Origin of the sequence: Pseudomonas sp. UFMG81, from assembly GCF_015354575.1 — a bacterium.
Taxonomy (GTDB): Bacteria; Pseudomonadota; Gammaproteobacteria; order Pseudomonadales; family Pseudomonadaceae; genus Aquipseudomonas.
The window spans coordinates 84,697-100,363 of the sequence record NZ_JACAFQ010000003.1 but is presented as its reverse complement, the minus strand read 5'-3'; the positions used below and the strand labels follow the sequence as shown (position 1 = coordinate 100,363).

The 15,667-nt window shown below is 63.8% G+C and carries 14 protein-coding genes; 8 read left to right on the top strand and 6 right to left on the bottom strand.

Translation table 11 applies throughout. From position 1 onward, the window contains the following. Window positions 1-145: 145 nt before the first annotated feature. The 4 genes from IX761_RS03520 to IX761_RS03505 all read right to left on the bottom strand — a co-directional run bounded on the left by IX761_RS03520 (window position 146) and on the right by IX761_RS03505 (window position 4,069). Window positions 146-1,084 carry a sigma 54-interacting transcriptional regulator gene (locus IX761_RS03520; protein WP_194788248.1) on the bottom strand — a complete coding sequence of 313 codons (939 nt, stop codon included), beginning with the start codon at window positions 1,082-1,084 and terminating at the stop codon, window positions 146-148. Between the two features lie 64 nt (window positions 1,085-1,148). Continuing rightward, window positions 1,149-1,730, bottom strand: coding sequence for an alpha/beta hydrolase (locus IX761_RS03515; RefSeq protein WP_194788247.1), 582 nt, complete (start codon window positions 1,728-1,730; stop codon window positions 1,149-1,151). Between the two features lie 190 nt (window positions 1,731-1,920). Then, complete coding sequence (locus tag IX761_RS03510; protein WP_110992087.1) at window positions 1,921-2,559, bottom strand: peroxiredoxin; 639 nt, start codon at window positions 2,557-2,559, stop codon at window positions 1,921-1,923. A gap of 166 nt (window positions 2,560-2,725) precedes the next feature. Continuing rightward, window positions 2,726-4,069, bottom strand: coding sequence for an OprD family porin (locus tag IX761_RS03505; protein ID WP_194788246.1), 1,344 nt, complete (start codon window positions 4,067-4,069; stop codon window positions 2,726-2,728). Between the two features lie 490 nt (window positions 4,070-4,559). On the opposite strand from IX761_RS03505, the gene tauA reads away from it, so the two are divergent. From tauA to tauD, 4 genes are all read left to right on the top strand, one after another. After that, window positions 4,560-5,531, top strand: coding sequence for a taurine ABC transporter substrate-binding protein (gene tauA / locus IX761_RS03500; RefSeq protein ID WP_194788245.1), 972 nt, complete (start codon window positions 4,560-4,562; stop codon window positions 5,529-5,531). Between the two features lie 15 nt (window positions 5,532-5,546). Next, a complete protein-coding gene (gene tauB / locus IX761_RS03495; RefSeq protein ID WP_194788244.1) occupies window positions 5,547-6,341 on the top strand; it encodes a taurine ABC transporter ATP-binding subunit in 795 nt (264 codons plus the stop codon). Continuing rightward, complete coding sequence (gene tauC, locus IX761_RS03490; RefSeq protein ID WP_194788243.1) at window positions 6,338-7,174, top strand: taurine ABC transporter permease TauC; 837 nt, start codon at window positions 6,338-6,340, stop codon at window positions 7,172-7,174. The genes tauB and tauC overlap by 4 nt, the downstream gene beginning before the upstream one ends. 110 nt (window positions 7,175-7,284) lie before the next feature. Beyond that, complete coding sequence (gene tauD, locus IX761_RS03485) at window positions 7,285-8,118, top strand: taurine dioxygenase (protein ID WP_194788242.1); 834 nt, start codon at window positions 7,285-7,287, stop codon at window positions 8,116-8,118. Window positions 8,119-8,237: 119 nt separating this feature from the next. Here tauD and betT read toward each other — a convergent pair whose 3' ends face one another. Next, window positions 8,238-10,199, bottom strand: a complete 1,962-nt coding sequence (gene betT / locus IX761_RS03480) for a choline transporter BetT (protein WP_194788381.1) — start codon at window positions 10,197-10,199, stop codon at window positions 8,238-8,240. A 332-nt stretch (window positions 10,200-10,531) separates the two neighbouring features. Beyond that, complete coding sequence (epsC, locus tag IX761_RS03475; protein WP_194788241.1) at window positions 10,532-11,464, bottom strand: serine O-acetyltransferase EpsC; 933 nt, start codon at window positions 11,462-11,464, stop codon at window positions 10,532-10,534. Window positions 11,465-11,851: 387 nt separating this feature from the next. On the opposite strand from epsC, the gene tcyJ reads away from it, so the two are divergent. The 4 genes from tcyJ to IX761_RS03455 all read left to right on the top strand — a co-directional run bounded on the left by tcyJ (window position 11,852) and on the right by IX761_RS03455 (window position 15,633). Further along, window positions 11,852-12,646 (top strand): cystine ABC transporter substrate-binding protein, encoded by a 795-nt coding sequence (gene tcyJ, locus IX761_RS03470; protein WP_194788240.1) that lies wholly within the window; start codon window positions 11,852-11,854, stop codon window positions 12,644-12,646. After that, on the top strand, window positions 12,643-13,311 hold the full coding sequence (gene tcyL, locus IX761_RS03465) for a cystine ABC transporter permease (RefSeq protein WP_194788239.1): 669 nt from the start codon (window positions 12,643-12,645) through the stop codon (window positions 13,309-13,311). The genes tcyJ and tcyL overlap by 4 nt, the downstream gene beginning before the upstream one ends. Before the next feature lie 2 nt (window positions 13,312-13,313). Beyond that, window positions 13,314-14,072, top strand: a complete 759-nt coding sequence (gene tcyN, locus IX761_RS03460; RefSeq protein ID WP_194788238.1) for an L-cystine ABC transporter ATP-binding protein TcyN — start codon at window positions 13,314-13,316, stop codon at window positions 14,070-14,072. Window positions 14,073-14,391: 319 nt separating this feature from the next. Beyond that, complete coding sequence (locus IX761_RS03455) at window positions 14,392-15,633, top strand: SfnB family sulfur acquisition oxidoreductase (protein WP_194788237.1); 1,242 nt, start codon at window positions 14,392-14,394, stop codon at window positions 15,631-15,633. Window positions 15,634-15,667 lie beyond the last annotated feature (34 nt).

Below are 15,667 nucleotides of genomic sequence, written 5' to 3'. Positions count from 1 at the left end.
GTGCCCATCCGTTCGGATGAGCGTGAAGCGGACGATACCGGGATTTTTTATTCCGCAACAATATCTTTTACTTAGCTTCTTATTCCAAAAACAAACTGCCACCACAACGTTTGCTTATGACCACCCAGGCACCGCTCTACGGCGCCTATTGCTGCGCTTGCGCCAAGGCATCGGCCAGCAACCGGCGCAGCGCCGCGCGGGTCTGGGTATCGTCGCTGCGCCCCAGCTGGACGAGCTGGCGGTTGAGCGAAGCCAACGGCGTGGTGTCTGGCAGATCCAGGTGTTGGGGAAGGATTTCCTCGCCGTCGCTGACCAGCAAGGCGAAATGAATGACGTTCTCCAACTCGCGGGTGTTCCCTGGCCAGGCATGAGCCTCGAGCGCCTGCAGGGCAGCCTCGCTGATCAGCGGCAGCGGCCGGTCCAGGCGCACGCTGTAGATGCCGACGAAGTATTCGGCCAGCGGCAGGATATCGCCGACCCGCTCGCGCAGCGCTGGCAGCGCCAGTTCCCCCTCGTGCAGGTAGTGGTAGAGCCGCTCGTTGAAGCGCCCAGCCCGCACGGCCAGGGCCAGGTCGATGCTGGAGGCCGCTACCAGGCGCACGTCCACCGGCTGAGGCTGGGTGGCGCCGACCCGGGTCACCTCACGGTTTTCCAGCGCCGCCAGTAATTTGCCCTGGATCGCCAGCGGCAGGTCGGCGATCTCGTCCAGGTACAAGGTGCCGCCGTTGGCCGACCCGAACCATCCCGCGCGGCTGCTGGCGGTGCCACCCTGGCTACCGGCGCTGTAGCCGAACAGCTCGGCATCGGCGTAGGTCGGGCTGATGGCCGCGCAGTTGACCGAGACGAATAGCCCGGCACGGTCACTGGCGCGGTGGATCTGCCGTGCCAGCAGCTCCTTGCCGGTGCCGGTCTCACCCCGGATCAACACCGGCAGTGGCTGTGGCGCCAGGCGCTCAAGGGCCTGGCGCAGTGCCTGGGAGCGTGGGTCGACGAACACCAGTGCCTTGGCGCGGATGCTCAGCGGGCTCTTGTCCTGTTCGGGGAAGGTCAACAGTGGCTGGCCAAAGGGGTTTTGCAGCGTCATGGAATACTCCCGCCCCGGCCACACCCGACCGAGGCTCACGGTGGTTCGGTGAACGAAGGCCGGCTCAGGCGCTGCGCAGTGCGCGCTGATCGATCCGGGCTTGCAGGCGATAGAGGTAGGCGAAGCCCTGCTCCCAGCGCTCGTGGCCCGACTTGACATTGATATGCCCGGCATTGGCCAGCAGCCCCGCCTCGGCGCCCCAGGCACGCGCCAGGTACAGCGCCCGCGGCACGCTCACCGCCGGGTCGTTGTCGGAGCTCACCACTTGGCTGGGGAACGGCAGTACCTGCAATGGGATAGGCGCGAAGTTGCGCAGGGCCGGGGCGCAGGTCGGGCGCTCGACGTCGGCCGGCGCCACCAGCAGCGCGCCACGCACCCGGCGCAGCAGGCTAGGGCTGGCCTGGGTGGCCCAGTGGGCGACCGTGATGCAGCCCAGGCTGTGGGCGATGAGAATCACCGGCGAGCGTTCGGCGGCAATCGCCTGCTCCAACGCCTGTACCCAATCGCGCCGCTGCGGGGTGAGCCAGTCTTGCTGCTCGACCCGGGTGCTGTTGGGCAGGCTGCGCTGCCAGTGACTCTGCCAATGGTTGTCTGGCGATCCTTGCCAGCCCGGCACAATCAGGTAACGAATCGACTCATTGCGCATGGGGACGCCTCCGGAAGTTTGCGTGCTTGAGGTGCAAGTATAAGGAGGCTGATATATACGTAAAGGAATAAGAAGCTATTTATTAATAACCAAAAAACAAATGAAGCTCAAAAACGCCGCCCATAAAAAAGGGCCGTCGAAACGGCCCGAAATCCCTGCTATGGCTAAGAGCATTACAACGAGGATTCACTCAACGATTGGGTTGCGGGGTCAGGCGCAGATAGGGTTTCACCGCCCGGTAACCTTTGGGGAAGCGCTGCTTGATTTCGTCCTCGTCCTTGAGCGACGGCACGATCACCACCTCGTCACCGTCCTGCCAGTTGGCGGGGGTGGCGACCTTGTGGTTGTCGGTCAATTGCAGCGAGTCGATCACCCGCAGGATCTCGTTGAAGTTGCGCCCGGTACTGGCCGGATAGGTGATGGTCAGGCGCACCTTCTTGTTCGGGTCGATGACGAACAGCGAGCGCACGGTCAGGGTGTCGCTGGCGTTGGGGTGGATCAGGTCGTACAGGTCGGACACCTTGCGGTCGGCGTCAGCGATGATCGGGAAGTTGACCACCGTGTTCTGGGTCTCGTTGATGTCATCGATCCAGCGGTGGTGCGAGTCGACCGGGTCGACCGACAGGGCGATGGCCTTGACCCCGCGCTGGGCGAAGTCGTCCTTGAGCTTGGCGGTCAGGCCCAGCTCGGTGGTGCACACCGGGGTGAAGTCGGCCGGGTGGGAGAACAGCACGCCCCAGCTGTTGCCCAGCCATTCGTGGAAGCGGATCTTGCCGGCGCTGGAATCCTGTTCGAAATCGGGGGCGATGTCGCCGAGTTTGAGGCTCATGGAAGCGGCTCCTGTGCTGTGTCTGGCCTTGTTGGGTTCAATGTGCCTGCATTCGCATAAAAACAAAAAGAATAAATGTCGATTTATTTATAACCAGAAGGCATACGAAATCGCAGGCACAAAAAAGCCTCGCACTAGGCGAGGCTTTCTTTTGGACCGCTACGACTTACATGAAGGCGTAAGTGTAGTTGACGATGAAGCGAGTCTGATCCTGGTCGGCGCTGCTTTCGCCAGCACCACGGTACACGCCCTGACGCAGGCTGAAGCCCAGGCCTTTCAGAGTGCCCTGCTGAATGGTGTAGTCGACGCGTGCGTCACGTTCCCATTCATTGTAGGTGCCATTGCCCGACTTGTTGCGGATGTCGTCACCACGCAGGTAGGCAACCGATGCCTTCAGGCCTGGAACACCCAGGGCCGCGAAGTCATAGGAGTACTGACCGAAGGTGGTGTTCTCGCCAGCACGGGCGAACTGGTTGATCATGCTGTCGGTGAACAGGTAGAAGCTGGAGCCGCCAGCACCTTCGGGACGGTTGTTGCCATCACGTACGGCGCCCTGGTTCAGCCAGACAAAGCCGCCGTCGTCGCCGATCTGCTGGTGACCCAGCATGAGCGCGTGGCCACCCAGGGTGTAGGTGAACATGGCCGACCAGGTCTTGTTGTCGACCTCGCCCTTGTTCTTGGCATAGCCGCCGTTGTTGTCGAACGCGTAGGTGGCTGCGTCGCCATTCTTGCCGTCGCTGCTGCTGTCGAAGTAGCGCAGGTCGGTCTTGAACGACTGGTTGTCGGAGATCTTGAAGACGTGGGTAGCACCCAGGAAGTGCTGCTTGTAGAAGTCTTCGAGGTTCGAGTAGTAGTACTGCAGGGTCAGGTCTGGAGTGAGCTTGTAGTCCAGGCCGCCGTAGCGGAACTTGTTGCTGTCAGCAGTAGCGCCAGAAACCGACAGGCCGGTACGGTTGCTCGAAGCACGGCCCATGGCGTGGGTCAGCTGACCAGCGTTGATGGTCAGGTTGTCGATTTCCTTCGAGGTGATGGTGCCACCTTCGAAGGTCTGCGGCAGCAGACGGCCATCGTTGGAGACCAGGATCGGCATCATCGGCGCGAGTGCGCTACCGAAGTGAGCTTCAGTCTTGGAGAAGCGAGCCTTGGCATTGCCGCCGACACGAGCCCACTGGCTTACCGAGGAGCCATCGCTATCGTCTGGGAGGAAGCCAGCTTTGTGGTAGCCCTTGCCGCCATCCAGGTGGATACCCCATACGGCCTGGGCATCGACGCCAAAGCCCACGGTGCCTTCGGTGAAGCCGGAAATGTAATCGAGTTTGAAACCTTGGCCGGTCTCACGCTGGTCCGGACGCTTTGCAGTCCCGGTGGCGTGGGCCTCACGGTTGTTGTTGTCGAAGTACATGGTGCGCGAGCTCAGGGACAGCTTGCTGTCCTCGACGAAACCTGCAGCGCCTGCTTGTTGGGCGAGAACCCCCAGTGCCACGGCCAGGGCCAGGCTGGACTTGTACATGTTTTGCTCCTCTACGTTCTAATTTTTGTGCGTCACAAGCGGCAGGATCTTTTGCCCCACTCGCCCGGGATTGGCGATTTAGCACCAATGCGTGACCGCCAAGTCAATGCTCAACGATCGATTCGCGACTTTGGTCTAAGCCGTCGTCCTGCGCTACAGGATAATGACAATCCTATAAATCCAAAATGACCGTTTTATGAATCTGTAAGACTTTTACGGAATAACTCATTAACCTTTACTGCGAAAGGTTGTATCGACGGCGTCAATCATACCTTTAGGTTATGTGCAAACGTTTGGCGACCCTCTGCCGCATGCCCCCCCGGCCGGAAGCGAAAAAGGCTAGCAGCCCTCGTCCATTCCGCCAGCCTCCCACCCCTCTCCCTTAAAGCAATTGGCTCCTAAGCTAATGCAAAAAAGTTATTTATTTCTGTTTTCTTAGATCATCTAGTCTTCTCGCCATCTATCCCATTGCCTGACGAGAGGTTCAACCATGATCCCGCATGCCCCGCTGCGCCTGTTTGCCGCCCTGACCCTCGCCAGCGCCAGCTGGCTGGCCCAGGCCGCCGACCTGACCGTCGCCTACCAGACCACCGTCGACCCGGCCAAGGTGGCCCAGGTGGACGGCGACTACGAAAAAGCCAGCAAGGCCAGCATCGACTGGCGCAAGTTCGACAACGGCGCCGATGTGATCACCGCGGTGGCCAGCGGCGACGTGCAGATCGGCTACCTCGGATCCAGCCCGCTGGCCGCCGCCGCCACCCGCAAGCTGCCCGTGGAAACCTTCCTCATCGCCACCCAGATCGGCGCCGGTGAAGCGCTGGTCGCCCGCGACAGCATCAAGACCCCGCAAGACCTGGTCGGCAAGAAGGTCGCCGTGCCGTTCGTCTCCACCGGCCACTACAGCCTGCTGGCCGCCCTGAAGAGCTGGAACATCGACCCGACCAAGGTACAGATCCTCAACCTCGCGCCGCCCGCGATCATCGCCGCCTGGAAACGCGGCGACATCGACGCCACCTACGTCTGGGACCCAGCCCTGGGCGTGGCCAAGGAGAACGGCAAGGTGCTGATCACCTCCGGCGAGCTGGCCGAAAAAGGCGCCCCCACCTTCGACGCCTGGATCGTGCGCAAGGACTTCGCCGCCAAGCACCCGGAGATCGTCAAGGCGTTCGCCAAGGTTACCCTCGACGCCTACGCCGACTACCGCAAGGACCCACAAGCCTGGCTGGCCAACAAGGACAACGTGGCCAAGCTGGTGAAGCTGTCCGGCGCCAAGGCGGCGGACATCCCGCTGCTGCTACAGGGCAACGTCTACCCACTGGCGGCCGACCAGGCCGATGCGCTGGGCGCACCAACCACCCAGGCGCTGACCGACACCGCCACCTTCCTCAAGCAACAGGGCAAGGTCGATGCGGTGCTGCCGGACTACTCACCCTATGTCAGCGCCCAGTACCTGCCCAACTAAAGACCGGAGCCCGTCATGGCCTTGCTTGAACTGGAGCGCATCAGCGCACAGTACCCCGGCGCCAGCACTCCGGTGCTGGCCGACATCAACCTGAGCCTGGGGCCACGCCAACTGCTGGTGGCCCTTGGGCCGTCGGGCAGCGGCAAGACCTCGCTGCTCAACCTGATCGCTGGCTTCGTCGCCCCCAGTGGCGGGCGCATCACTCTCGACGGCGTGCCCGTGCAAGGCCCGGGTGCCGAACGCGGCGTGGTGTTCCAGGACGATGCCCTGCTGCCCTGGCAGGACGTGCTGGGCAATGTCGCCTTCGGCCTGCAACTGGCCGGCGTGCCCCGTGAGCGACGCGAGGCCAAGGCCCAGGAGATGCTGGCGCTGGTCGACCTGGCCGGCTTCGGCGACCGTCGCATCTGGCAGTTGTCTGGTGGCCAGAAGCAGCGGGTGGGCCTGGCCCGGGCGCTGGCCGCCGACCCACGGGTACTGCTGATGGACGAACCGTTCGGCGCCCTCGACGCGTTCACCCGCGAACAGATGCAGGAACTGCTGCTGCAAGTCTGGCAACGCACCGCCAAACCGGTGTTCCTGATCACCCACGACATCGAAGAAGCGGTGTTCCTGGCCACCGAGCTGGTGCTGCTGGCCCCCAACCCTGGCCGCGTGGTCGAGCGCCTGCAACTGGACTTCGGCCAGCGCTACGCCGCCGGCGAGCCGGCGCGGGCGATCAAGTCCGACCCTCAATTCATCGAAACCCGCGAGCACGTACTGGCCCGGGTGTTCTCGCAACGTGAAGGCACTCGCAGGGAGGTGCGCGCATGAGCAGCCTGGACCTGCCCGTCGCGGCCAAACGCGCCGCCAAGCCCAACCCCGGCAAGAGTCGCCGCCCGCTCTCCACACGCTGGATCAGCACGCTGACCCTCGCCACCCTGCTGCTGGCCTGGTGGCTGGTGACCGCCGCCGGCTGGATCGAGCCGCTATTCCTGCCCTCGCCCGCCGACATCCTGGCCAAGGCCTGGGCCCTGCTCACCCAGGGCTACATGGATGCCAGCCTGTGGCAGCACCTGGGCGCCAGCCTCGGTCGCATTGGCCTGGCGCTGGTGGCGGCGACCCTGACCGCGATCCCGGTCGGCATCGCCATCGGCTACAACCGCGTGGCCCGCGGCATCCTCGACCCGCTGATCGAGTTCTACCGGCCGATTCCACCGCTGGCCTACCTGCCACTGATCGTGATCTGGTGCGGCATCGGTGAGCTGTCGAAAGTGCTGCTGATCTATCTGGCGATCTTCGCCCCGATCGCCATCGCCACCGCCACCGGCGTGCGCACCGTCGACCCGGCCAGGCTGCGCGCCGCACAGTCGCTGGGGGCGAGCAAGGCCCAGCTGATCCGCCATGTGATCCTGCCCAGCGCCCTGCCCGACATCCTCACGGGTATTCGCATCGGCCTGGGCGTGGGGTGGTCGACCCTGGTCGCCGCCGAACTGATTGCCGCCACCAGCGGCCTGGGCTTCATGGTGCAGTCGGCGGCGCAGTTCCTGGTCACCGACGTGGTGGTGCTGGGGATCCTGCTGATCGCGCTGATCGCCTTCGCCCTGGAGATGGGCCTGCGCGCCCTGCAACGCAAGCTGGTGCCCTGGCACGGGCAGAGCCACTGACGCTTCCAACCCATTGCGGGGCAAGCCCGCTCCCACTCACCTCGTGGGAGCGGGCTTGCCCCGCGATATTGCCCGATGACGGGACACGAATTCTCAAGCGAGACAACACCATGAGCCTGACCATCACCCCCTTGAGCCCCGCCCTGGGCGCCCAGATCAGCGGCGTGGATATCAGCCGCGACATCACCGTCGAACAGCGCGACGCCATCGAGCAGGCGCTGCTGCAGCACCAGGTGCTGTTCTTCCGCGACCAGCCGATCAACCCCGAGCAACAGGCGCGCTTCGCCGCCCGTTTCGGCGACCTGCATATCCACCCGATCTACCCCAACGTGCCGGACACCCCGCAGGTGCTGATCCTCGACACCGCCGTCACCGACGTGCGCGACAACGCCGTGTGGCACACCGACGTGACCTTCCTGCCTACCCCGGCGCTGGGCGCGGTGCTCAGTGCCAAGCAGCTCCCTGCGTTTGGTGGCGATACGCTGTGGGCCAGTGGCATCGCGGCGTTCGAAGCGTTGTCGGCGCCGCTGCGCGAGATGCTCGACGGCCTGACCGCCACCCACGACTTCACCAAATCGTTCCCGCTGGAGCGCTTCGGTACCACACCCGAAGACCTGGCGCGCTGGGAGGCCACGCGGCGCAACAACCCGCCGCTGTCGCACCCGGTGATACGCACCCACCCGGTGAGCGGGCGCAAGGCGCTGTTCGTCAACGAGGGGTTCACCACGCGGATCAACGAGCTGAACGACTACGAGAGCGAGGCGCTGCTCAAGCTGCTGTTCGCCCATGCTACGCGGCCGGAGTTCAGCATTCGCTGGCGTTGGCAGGAGAACGACGTGGCGTTCTGGGACAACCGCGTGACCCAGCATTTCGCGGTGGATGACTACCGGCCAAATCGGCGGGTGATGCACCGGGCGACCATCCTCGGGGATGCGCCGTTCTAGAGCGCTCGCCTATGACGGCCTCTTCGCGGGCAAGCCCGCTCCCACAGGTACTGCACAGGTTCTGAGAACTGTGGAATTCCTGTGGGAGCGGGCTTGCCCGCGAAGAGGCCGGATCAGGCCTACCTGACCAGATGCAGGTACTGCATGTGCCGCTCGTACTGGTCGAGGATGTCGTTGATGATCTGCTCCTTGCTGTAGCCCACCAGGTCGTAGTTCTGGCTGCCCTCGCTCAGGTGCACCTCCGCCCGGTAGTAGCGGCGGTTCTTCAACTCCTGCGTACCCAGCCCACCCAGGGCGAACGACGGGGTGAAGTACCCGCGCATCTGCACCTGGTAGATGAACGGCTGCTCATCGCCATGGCCGATCTTCAGGCTGACGTTGTCATGGCTCGGGTCATCCTGGGTGATCAGCACCAGGCCCTTCTGCTCGAACACCTCGCGCACCTCGGCAATCGCCGGGCGCACCACGTCGTCCATGAAGCGGTACACCTCGTCCCGTGACGGGAAATGCACGGCCTGGCTCAGGCGCTGGCGCCAGCCACCCCGACCGCGCCGCGACTGGGCGAACGGCGCCAGCGAATGCATCTGCGCGATCTGCCGCTGGCTCTCCAGGTAGAACGCCTTGTGCAGGCCCCACATCATGCACAGCAGGATCAGTGAGAACGGCAACGAAGTCAGCACCACCGCAGATTTGAGCGAATCGATGCTGCCGGCGAACAACAGGGCACTGGTGATCAGCGCGGTCATCGCACCCCAGAAAATCCGCAGCCAGTTCGGCCCGTCTTCATCGGCGCCGCCACCCTTGGCCGACAGTGTCGACAGCACCACGGTGCCGGAGTCGGCGGAGGTAACGAAGAACACGAAGCTGATGAACACCGTCACGGCGATCACCGTCTTGCTCCACGGGTAGGTTTCCAGCAGCAGGTACAGGCTCATCGACGGGTTATCCAACGCCGACTGGCCCAGTGCGGTCATGCCATGGTTGATGACCTGGTCCAGGGCGCTGTTGCCGAAGATCGACATCCACGCCAAGGTGAAGCCCAGCGGGATCAACAACACGCCAAAGACGAACTCGCGAATGGTGCGCCCACGGGAGATCCGCGCGATGAACAGCCCCACGAACGGCGCCCAGGCAATCCACCAGGCCCAGTAGAACACCGTCCAGCCGCCCAGCCAGTCGCGTTGCTCGCCGTAGGCGTACACATCGAAGCTCTTGCGCGGCAAGGCACCGAGGTAGTCGCCAAGGTTCTGGATCAAGGTGTTGAACAGATGCTGGGTAGGCCCGGCGAACAGCACGAACAGCAGCAGCGCGCAGGCCAGGAACAGGTTGATGTCGCTCATCACCCGCACGCCCTTCTCCACGCCTGCAACCGCCACGGCCACCGCCGCGCCCATCATCAGGGTGATCAGCAGCACTTGTACCCATTGGCTGTGGCTGATGCCGAACAGGTAGTCCAGCCCTGCGTTCAGGTGCAGCACGCCAAAACCCATGTCGGCGCCCAGGCCGAACACCGTGGCGATGATGCCGAAGCCGTCCACCGCATAGCCGATCGGGCCGTTGATGCGCTTGCCGATAAGCGGGTACAGCGCCGAACGCAGCGCCAGCGGCAGGTTGTGGCGGTAGGCGAAGTAGGCCAGGGCCATGCCGACGAAGGCGAACACGCCCCAGCCATGCAGGCCCCAGTGCAAGAACAGGATCTGCATCGCCTGGCGCCCGGCCTCGGCCGTGCCCGCCTCGCCCTGGGGCGGCTGGAGCATGTGGGTGAGCGGTTCGGAGACGCAGAAGAAGAACAGGGTGATGCTGATGCCGGCGGCGAACAGCATGCCGGCCCAGGACAAATAGCTGAACTCGGGTTCGTCGTGGTCGGCACCGAGCTTGATCTTGCCGTAGCCGGACAAGGCGGTGACCACCACGAAGACCAGGTACAGGGTCATGGCCAGCATGTAGTACCAGCCGACCGTGTTGGCCGCCCAGTTCTGCGCCGCCAGCAGCCATTCACCGGCCGCTTGTGGCATGGCGATGACCACCAGGCCAAAAATCAGGATGAAGCTTGCCGCGAAGTAGAACACCGGGGGGTTCATGCGGATCTTGCCATTGGCAAGGGAGGGCGTCGGTGCACTCATCGGGCAGGCACCTCGGCGAAGGACGTGGGGTTCGGATTGAACGGGTTCAGCAAAGGCAATTCCTCCTTTTGAACACCGGCAATGGACCAGCGTTTTACATTGAACAAGCGTTCAAGTTAAACATGGATCGGAGTTCAATGCGACCCGATGCCGCTGGGCGGGGCATCGGCGTCGGCCTCTTCGCGGGCAAGCCCGCTCCCACAGGGACCGCACATTGTTCGAGTTGAGCGAAATCCTGTGGGAGCGGGCTTGCCCGTGAAAGGGCCGGTACAGACGATCTGAATTTCAGGTCAATTCTTGCCCTCGCAATCGAGCTGCAAATTAGCCTGGGTAATGTTGCTCTGCGCCGGCACGCTACGGGTCAGCCAGACGTTACCGCCAATGGTCGAACCCTTGCCGATGGTGATGCGCCCAAGGATGGTCGCGCCGGCATAGATCACCACGTCGTCCTCGACGATCGGGTGGCGCGCCAGGCCCTTGTGCAGGGTGCCCGACTCGTCGCTGGGGAAGCGCTTGGCGCCCAGCGTGACCGCCTGGTAGATACGCACCCGCTCGCCGATGATCGCGGTCTCGCCGATCACCACGCCGGTGCCGTGGTCGATGAAGAAGCTCGGGCCGATCTGCGCGCCGGGGTGGATGTCGATGCCGGTGGCCGAATGCGCCAGTTCCGAGCTGATCCGCGCCAGCAATGGCAGGCCTGCGCGGTACAGGTGGTGGGCCAGGCGGTGGTGGATGATCGCCAGGATGCCCGGGTAGCACAGCAGCACTTCGTCGACGCTGCGCGCCGCCGGGTCGCCGTGGTAGGCAGCCAGCACGTCGGTGTCCAGCAGCACGCGCAGGGCCGGCAGGGCGGCGGCGAAGTCCTGGATCAGGCGCAGGGCGTGGGCGTCTACGTCAATGACTTCGGTCTTGCCGTGGCGCGCCGCGTAGCGCAGTTCCAGGCGCGCCTGGGTCAGCAGCGCGGTGAGTGCGGCGTCGAGGGTGTGGCCGACGTAGAAGTCCTCGCTCTCTTCGCGCAGGTCCACCGGGCCCAGGCGCATGGGGAACAGCGCGCCGCACAGTTGCTCGAGGATGTGGCGCAGCGCTTCGCGCGAGGGCAGTTCGCGCCCGCCCTGCTCGCCGCTGCTGCGGCCGTTGCTGCTGCGCCATTGTTCACGGGCGCTGCGCAGGCCACTGACGATGCCAGGCAGCTGCCATTGGCCGGTTGAGGGTTGTTCGCTCACGGTGGATCTCCTGCCAGACGGCTTTCTTGATATGCGCACTTGCACCTTGTGGAAGCTGGCTTGCCGGCGATAGCGCCAGCCGAATCGACGCCGTCGTCTGGGCCGCCGCATCGCTGGCAAGCCAGCTCCCACAGAGTTGATGCCGGTTCTGCAAACCACTGTAAGGCAAATCCCCCTCTTGGAAAAAACAACGCTTTATTCCATCCTGCACTAAGTCGGGCATAAGCAACGCTGACGGGCTGTCCATTCGTGGCTACCCTCAACACGGCCATTGGATGGCAGTTAGCGCCCATGGAATAAGAACATTATTTTTTATTATTTCCAGGCCTATACAGCCCACCTCTATAGTCGCCACCCACTACTTCCACAACAAGCGCGGGGCCACACATGTCCAGATTCGCCAAACCCCTTCTCAATGCCAGCCTGGCACTGCTGCTCGGCACCGGCCTGCTCGGCCAGGCCTTCGCCGGCGAGCAACTGAAGACCATCCAGGAAAAAGGCGTGATCAACGTCGGCCTGGAAGGCACCTACCCACCGTTCAGCTTCCAGGACGAGAATGGCAAGCTGACCGGCTTCGAAGTGGAGCTGTCGGAACTGCTGGCCAAGAAGCTGGGGGTCAAGGCCAAGGTGCAGCCGACCAAATGGGACGGCATCCTTGCCGCGCTGGAGTCCAAACGTTTGGACGTAGTGATCAACCAGGTGACCATTTCCGAAGAGCGCAAGAAGAAGTACGACTTCTCCGAGCCCTACACCGTCTCGGGCATCCAGGCGCTGGTGCTGAAGAAGAAGGCCGAGCAGTTGAACATCAAGACCGCCCAGGACCTGGCCGGCAAGAAGGTCGGCGTGGGCCTGGGTACCAACTACGAGCAGTGGGTCAAGCAGGACGTGCCCAAAGCCGACGTGCGCACCTATGAAGACGACCCGACCAAGTTCGCCGACCTGCGCAATGGCCGTATCGACGCCATCCTGGTCGACCGCCTGGCAGCCCTGGAATACGCCCAGAAAGCCAAGGACACCCAGCTCGCCGGTGACGCCTTCTCGCGCCTGGAAAGCGGCGTAGCCCTGCGCAAGGGTGAGCCGGAACTGCTGGCCGCTATCGACAAAGCCATCGACGAGCTCAAGGCTGACGGCACCCTGGCCAAGCTGTCCGAGAAGTACTTCGGTGCCGATGTCACCAAATGATTGCTGAAGCCCTGCAACTCGTTGTCGATTCCGCGCCCTTCCTGCTCAAGGGCGCGGGCTACACGGTGCTGCTCAGCGTTGGCGGCATGTTCTTCGGCCTGGTGCTGGGCTTTGCCCTGGCCCTGATGCGTCTGTCGAAGATCCTGCCGCTGAACTGGCTGGCACGCATCTATGTCTCCTTCTTCCGCGGCACGCCGCTGCTGGTGCAGCTGTTCGTGATCTACTTCGGCCTGCCGCAGATCGGCATCGAACTCGACCCGATCCCGGCGTCGCTGATCGGCCTGTCGTTGAACATGGCCGCGTACATCTGCGAAATCCTGCGCGCGGCGATCTCCTCGATCGACCGTGGCCAGTGGGAAGCCGCCGCCTCCATCGGCATGACCCGCACCCAGGCCATGCGCCGGGCGATCCTGCCGCAGGCGCTGCGCACCGCGCTGCCGCCACTGGGTAACAGCTTCATCTCGCTGGTCAAGGACACCGCTCTGGCGGCCACCATCCAGGTGCCCGAGCTGTTCCGCCAGGCCCAGCTGATCACCGCGCGCACCTTCGAAGTGTTCACCATGTACCTGGCGGTCGCAGTGGTCTACTGGATCCTCTGCAGCATCCTCGCGCACGTGCAGAACCGCATGGAAGCGCGGGTCAACCAGCACGACCAGGAGCACTGACGATGATCGTAGTAGAAGGCCTGACCAAGCGGTTCAAGGGCCAGACCGTGCTCGACGGCATCGACCTGACGGTACAACCGGGTGAAGTGGTGGCCATCATCGGCCCCAGTGGCTCGGGCAAGACCACCTTCCTGCGCTGCCTCAACCTGCTGGAAACGCCCGACGCCGGGCGCATCCAGATCGGCGACATCAGCATCGACGCCAACCGCCCGCTGGGTGGCCAGCAAAGTGCGATCCGGCGTTTGCGCCAGCAGGCCGGGTTCGTGTTCCAGAACTTCAACCTGTTCCCCCACCGCACCGCCCTGGACAACGTCATCGAGGGGCCGGTGATCGTCAAGAAGACCCCGCGCGACAAGGCGATCGAGCTAGGCAAGCGCCTGCTGGCCAAGGTCGGCCTGGCCGGCAAGGAAGACGCCTACCCCCGGCGCCTGTCCGGCGGCCAGCAGCAACGGGTGGCCATCGCCCGCGCCCTGGCCATGGAGCCGGAGGTGATCCTGTTCGACGAGCCCACCTCGGCGCTCGACCCGGAGCTGGTGGGCGAGGTGCTGGAGACCATCCGCGGCCTGGCCGAAGAGAAACGCACCATGATCATCGTCACCCACGAGATGAGCTTCGCTCGTGATGTGGCCAACCGGGTGATTTTCTTCGACAAGGGCGTGATCGTCGAGCAGGGCGAGGCCAAGGCGCTGTTTGCCAACCCCAAGGAGGAGCGTACGCGGCAGTTCTTGCGCAAGTTCCTCGGTACGGCGGCCTCAGACTAAACCTGCACAGCCTTCACTGACGCAATCGCCGGCAAGCCGGCTCCCACAAGTACAGCGCACACCTGTGGGAGCCGGCTTGCCGGCGATTGGGCCAGCACATTCGAAGCAAGTACCTCCTTCTAAACATATTCCAAAGAGTTAGTTCATAAACTTTTAATAAGCCATTAGGGTATATACACCGGACCACCGGACCAGCAAACGTCTGCCGACCTCACCCCGAGGCGGCACAGTCAACTTTTGTGAGGTAAGGAATGGTCAGGAACACAATCACCCCAGTGGCCAACGCCAGGGCATTGAGTGCAGCCAAGGAGCGGTACTGATGTCCAGCCAGCCAACTACCCGTTTGCCCAGCGACACCGACAGCTCACCCCTGCTGCTGCCCGCCCGGGTGCTGCGCAATGATGAAGAAGCCCTGCAAGCTGCCCGCGAACTGGCCGAGGTGGCCCGCCAGCAGGCCGCCCAGCGCGACCGCCAACGCAAACTGCCCTGGGCCGAGATCGAACAATTCACCCGCAGCGGTTTGGGCAGCATCAGCATCCCCAAGGCCTACGGCGGCCCCGAAGTCTCCTTCGTCACCATCGCCGAAGTGTTCCGCCTGATCAGCGCCGCAGACCCGGCGCTGGGGCAAATCCCACAGAACCAGTTCGGCATCCTGCAACTGGTGCGCCTGACCGCCACCGAGCCACAGAAGCAGCGGATCTTCCGTGCCGTGCTCGACGGCTGGCGCATCGGCAATGCCGGCCCGGAGCGCGGCACCAAGGACACCCTGACGCTCAAGGCACGCATCACCCGCCAGGGTGACGACTTCAGCATCAGCGGCGAGAAGTTCTACTCCACCGGTGCCCTGTTCGCCCACTGGGTAGCGGTCAAGGCGCTGGACGACGATGGCCGCCAGCGCCTGGCGTTCGTGCGCCGCGGCAGCCCGGGGCTGCGTATCGTCGATGACTGGTCCGGTTTCGGCCAGCGCACGACGGCCAGTGGCACCGTGCTGCTCGACCAGGTGCCGGTGGAAGCCGAACTGGTTGTGGATAACTGGCGCCAGCGCGATGTGCCCAATATCCAAGGTGCCGCTTCGCAACTGATCCAGGCCGCCATCGATGCCGGTATCGCCGAGGCAGCCATCGACGATGCGATCAGCTTCGTGCGCGAGAAATCACGGCCATGGATCGAGGCCAAGGTCGAGCGCAACAGCGACGACCCCTACGTAGTCGCCGACATCGGCCGCCTGAAGCTCGACCTGCACGCCGCCGAAGCGCTGCTGCGCCGTGCTGCCAAGGTGCTCGACGAGGTCAACGCAGGCCCCGTCGACGCAGCCAGCGCCGCACGGGCTTCGATTGCAGTGGCTGAAGCCAAGGTACTGACCACCGAGATCTCGCTGCAGGCCAGCGAGAAGCTGTTCGAGTTGGCCGGCAGCCGCGCCAGCCTGGCCGAGTTCAACCTCGACCGGCACTGGCGCAACGCCCGGGTACACACCCTGCACGACCCGGTGCGCTGGAAGTACCACGCGGTTGGCGCCTACTACCTCAACGGCACCCTGCCAGCCCGCCATTCCTGGATCTGATTAAAAGCCTGTGGGGCTGCTGTGCAGCCCTTTC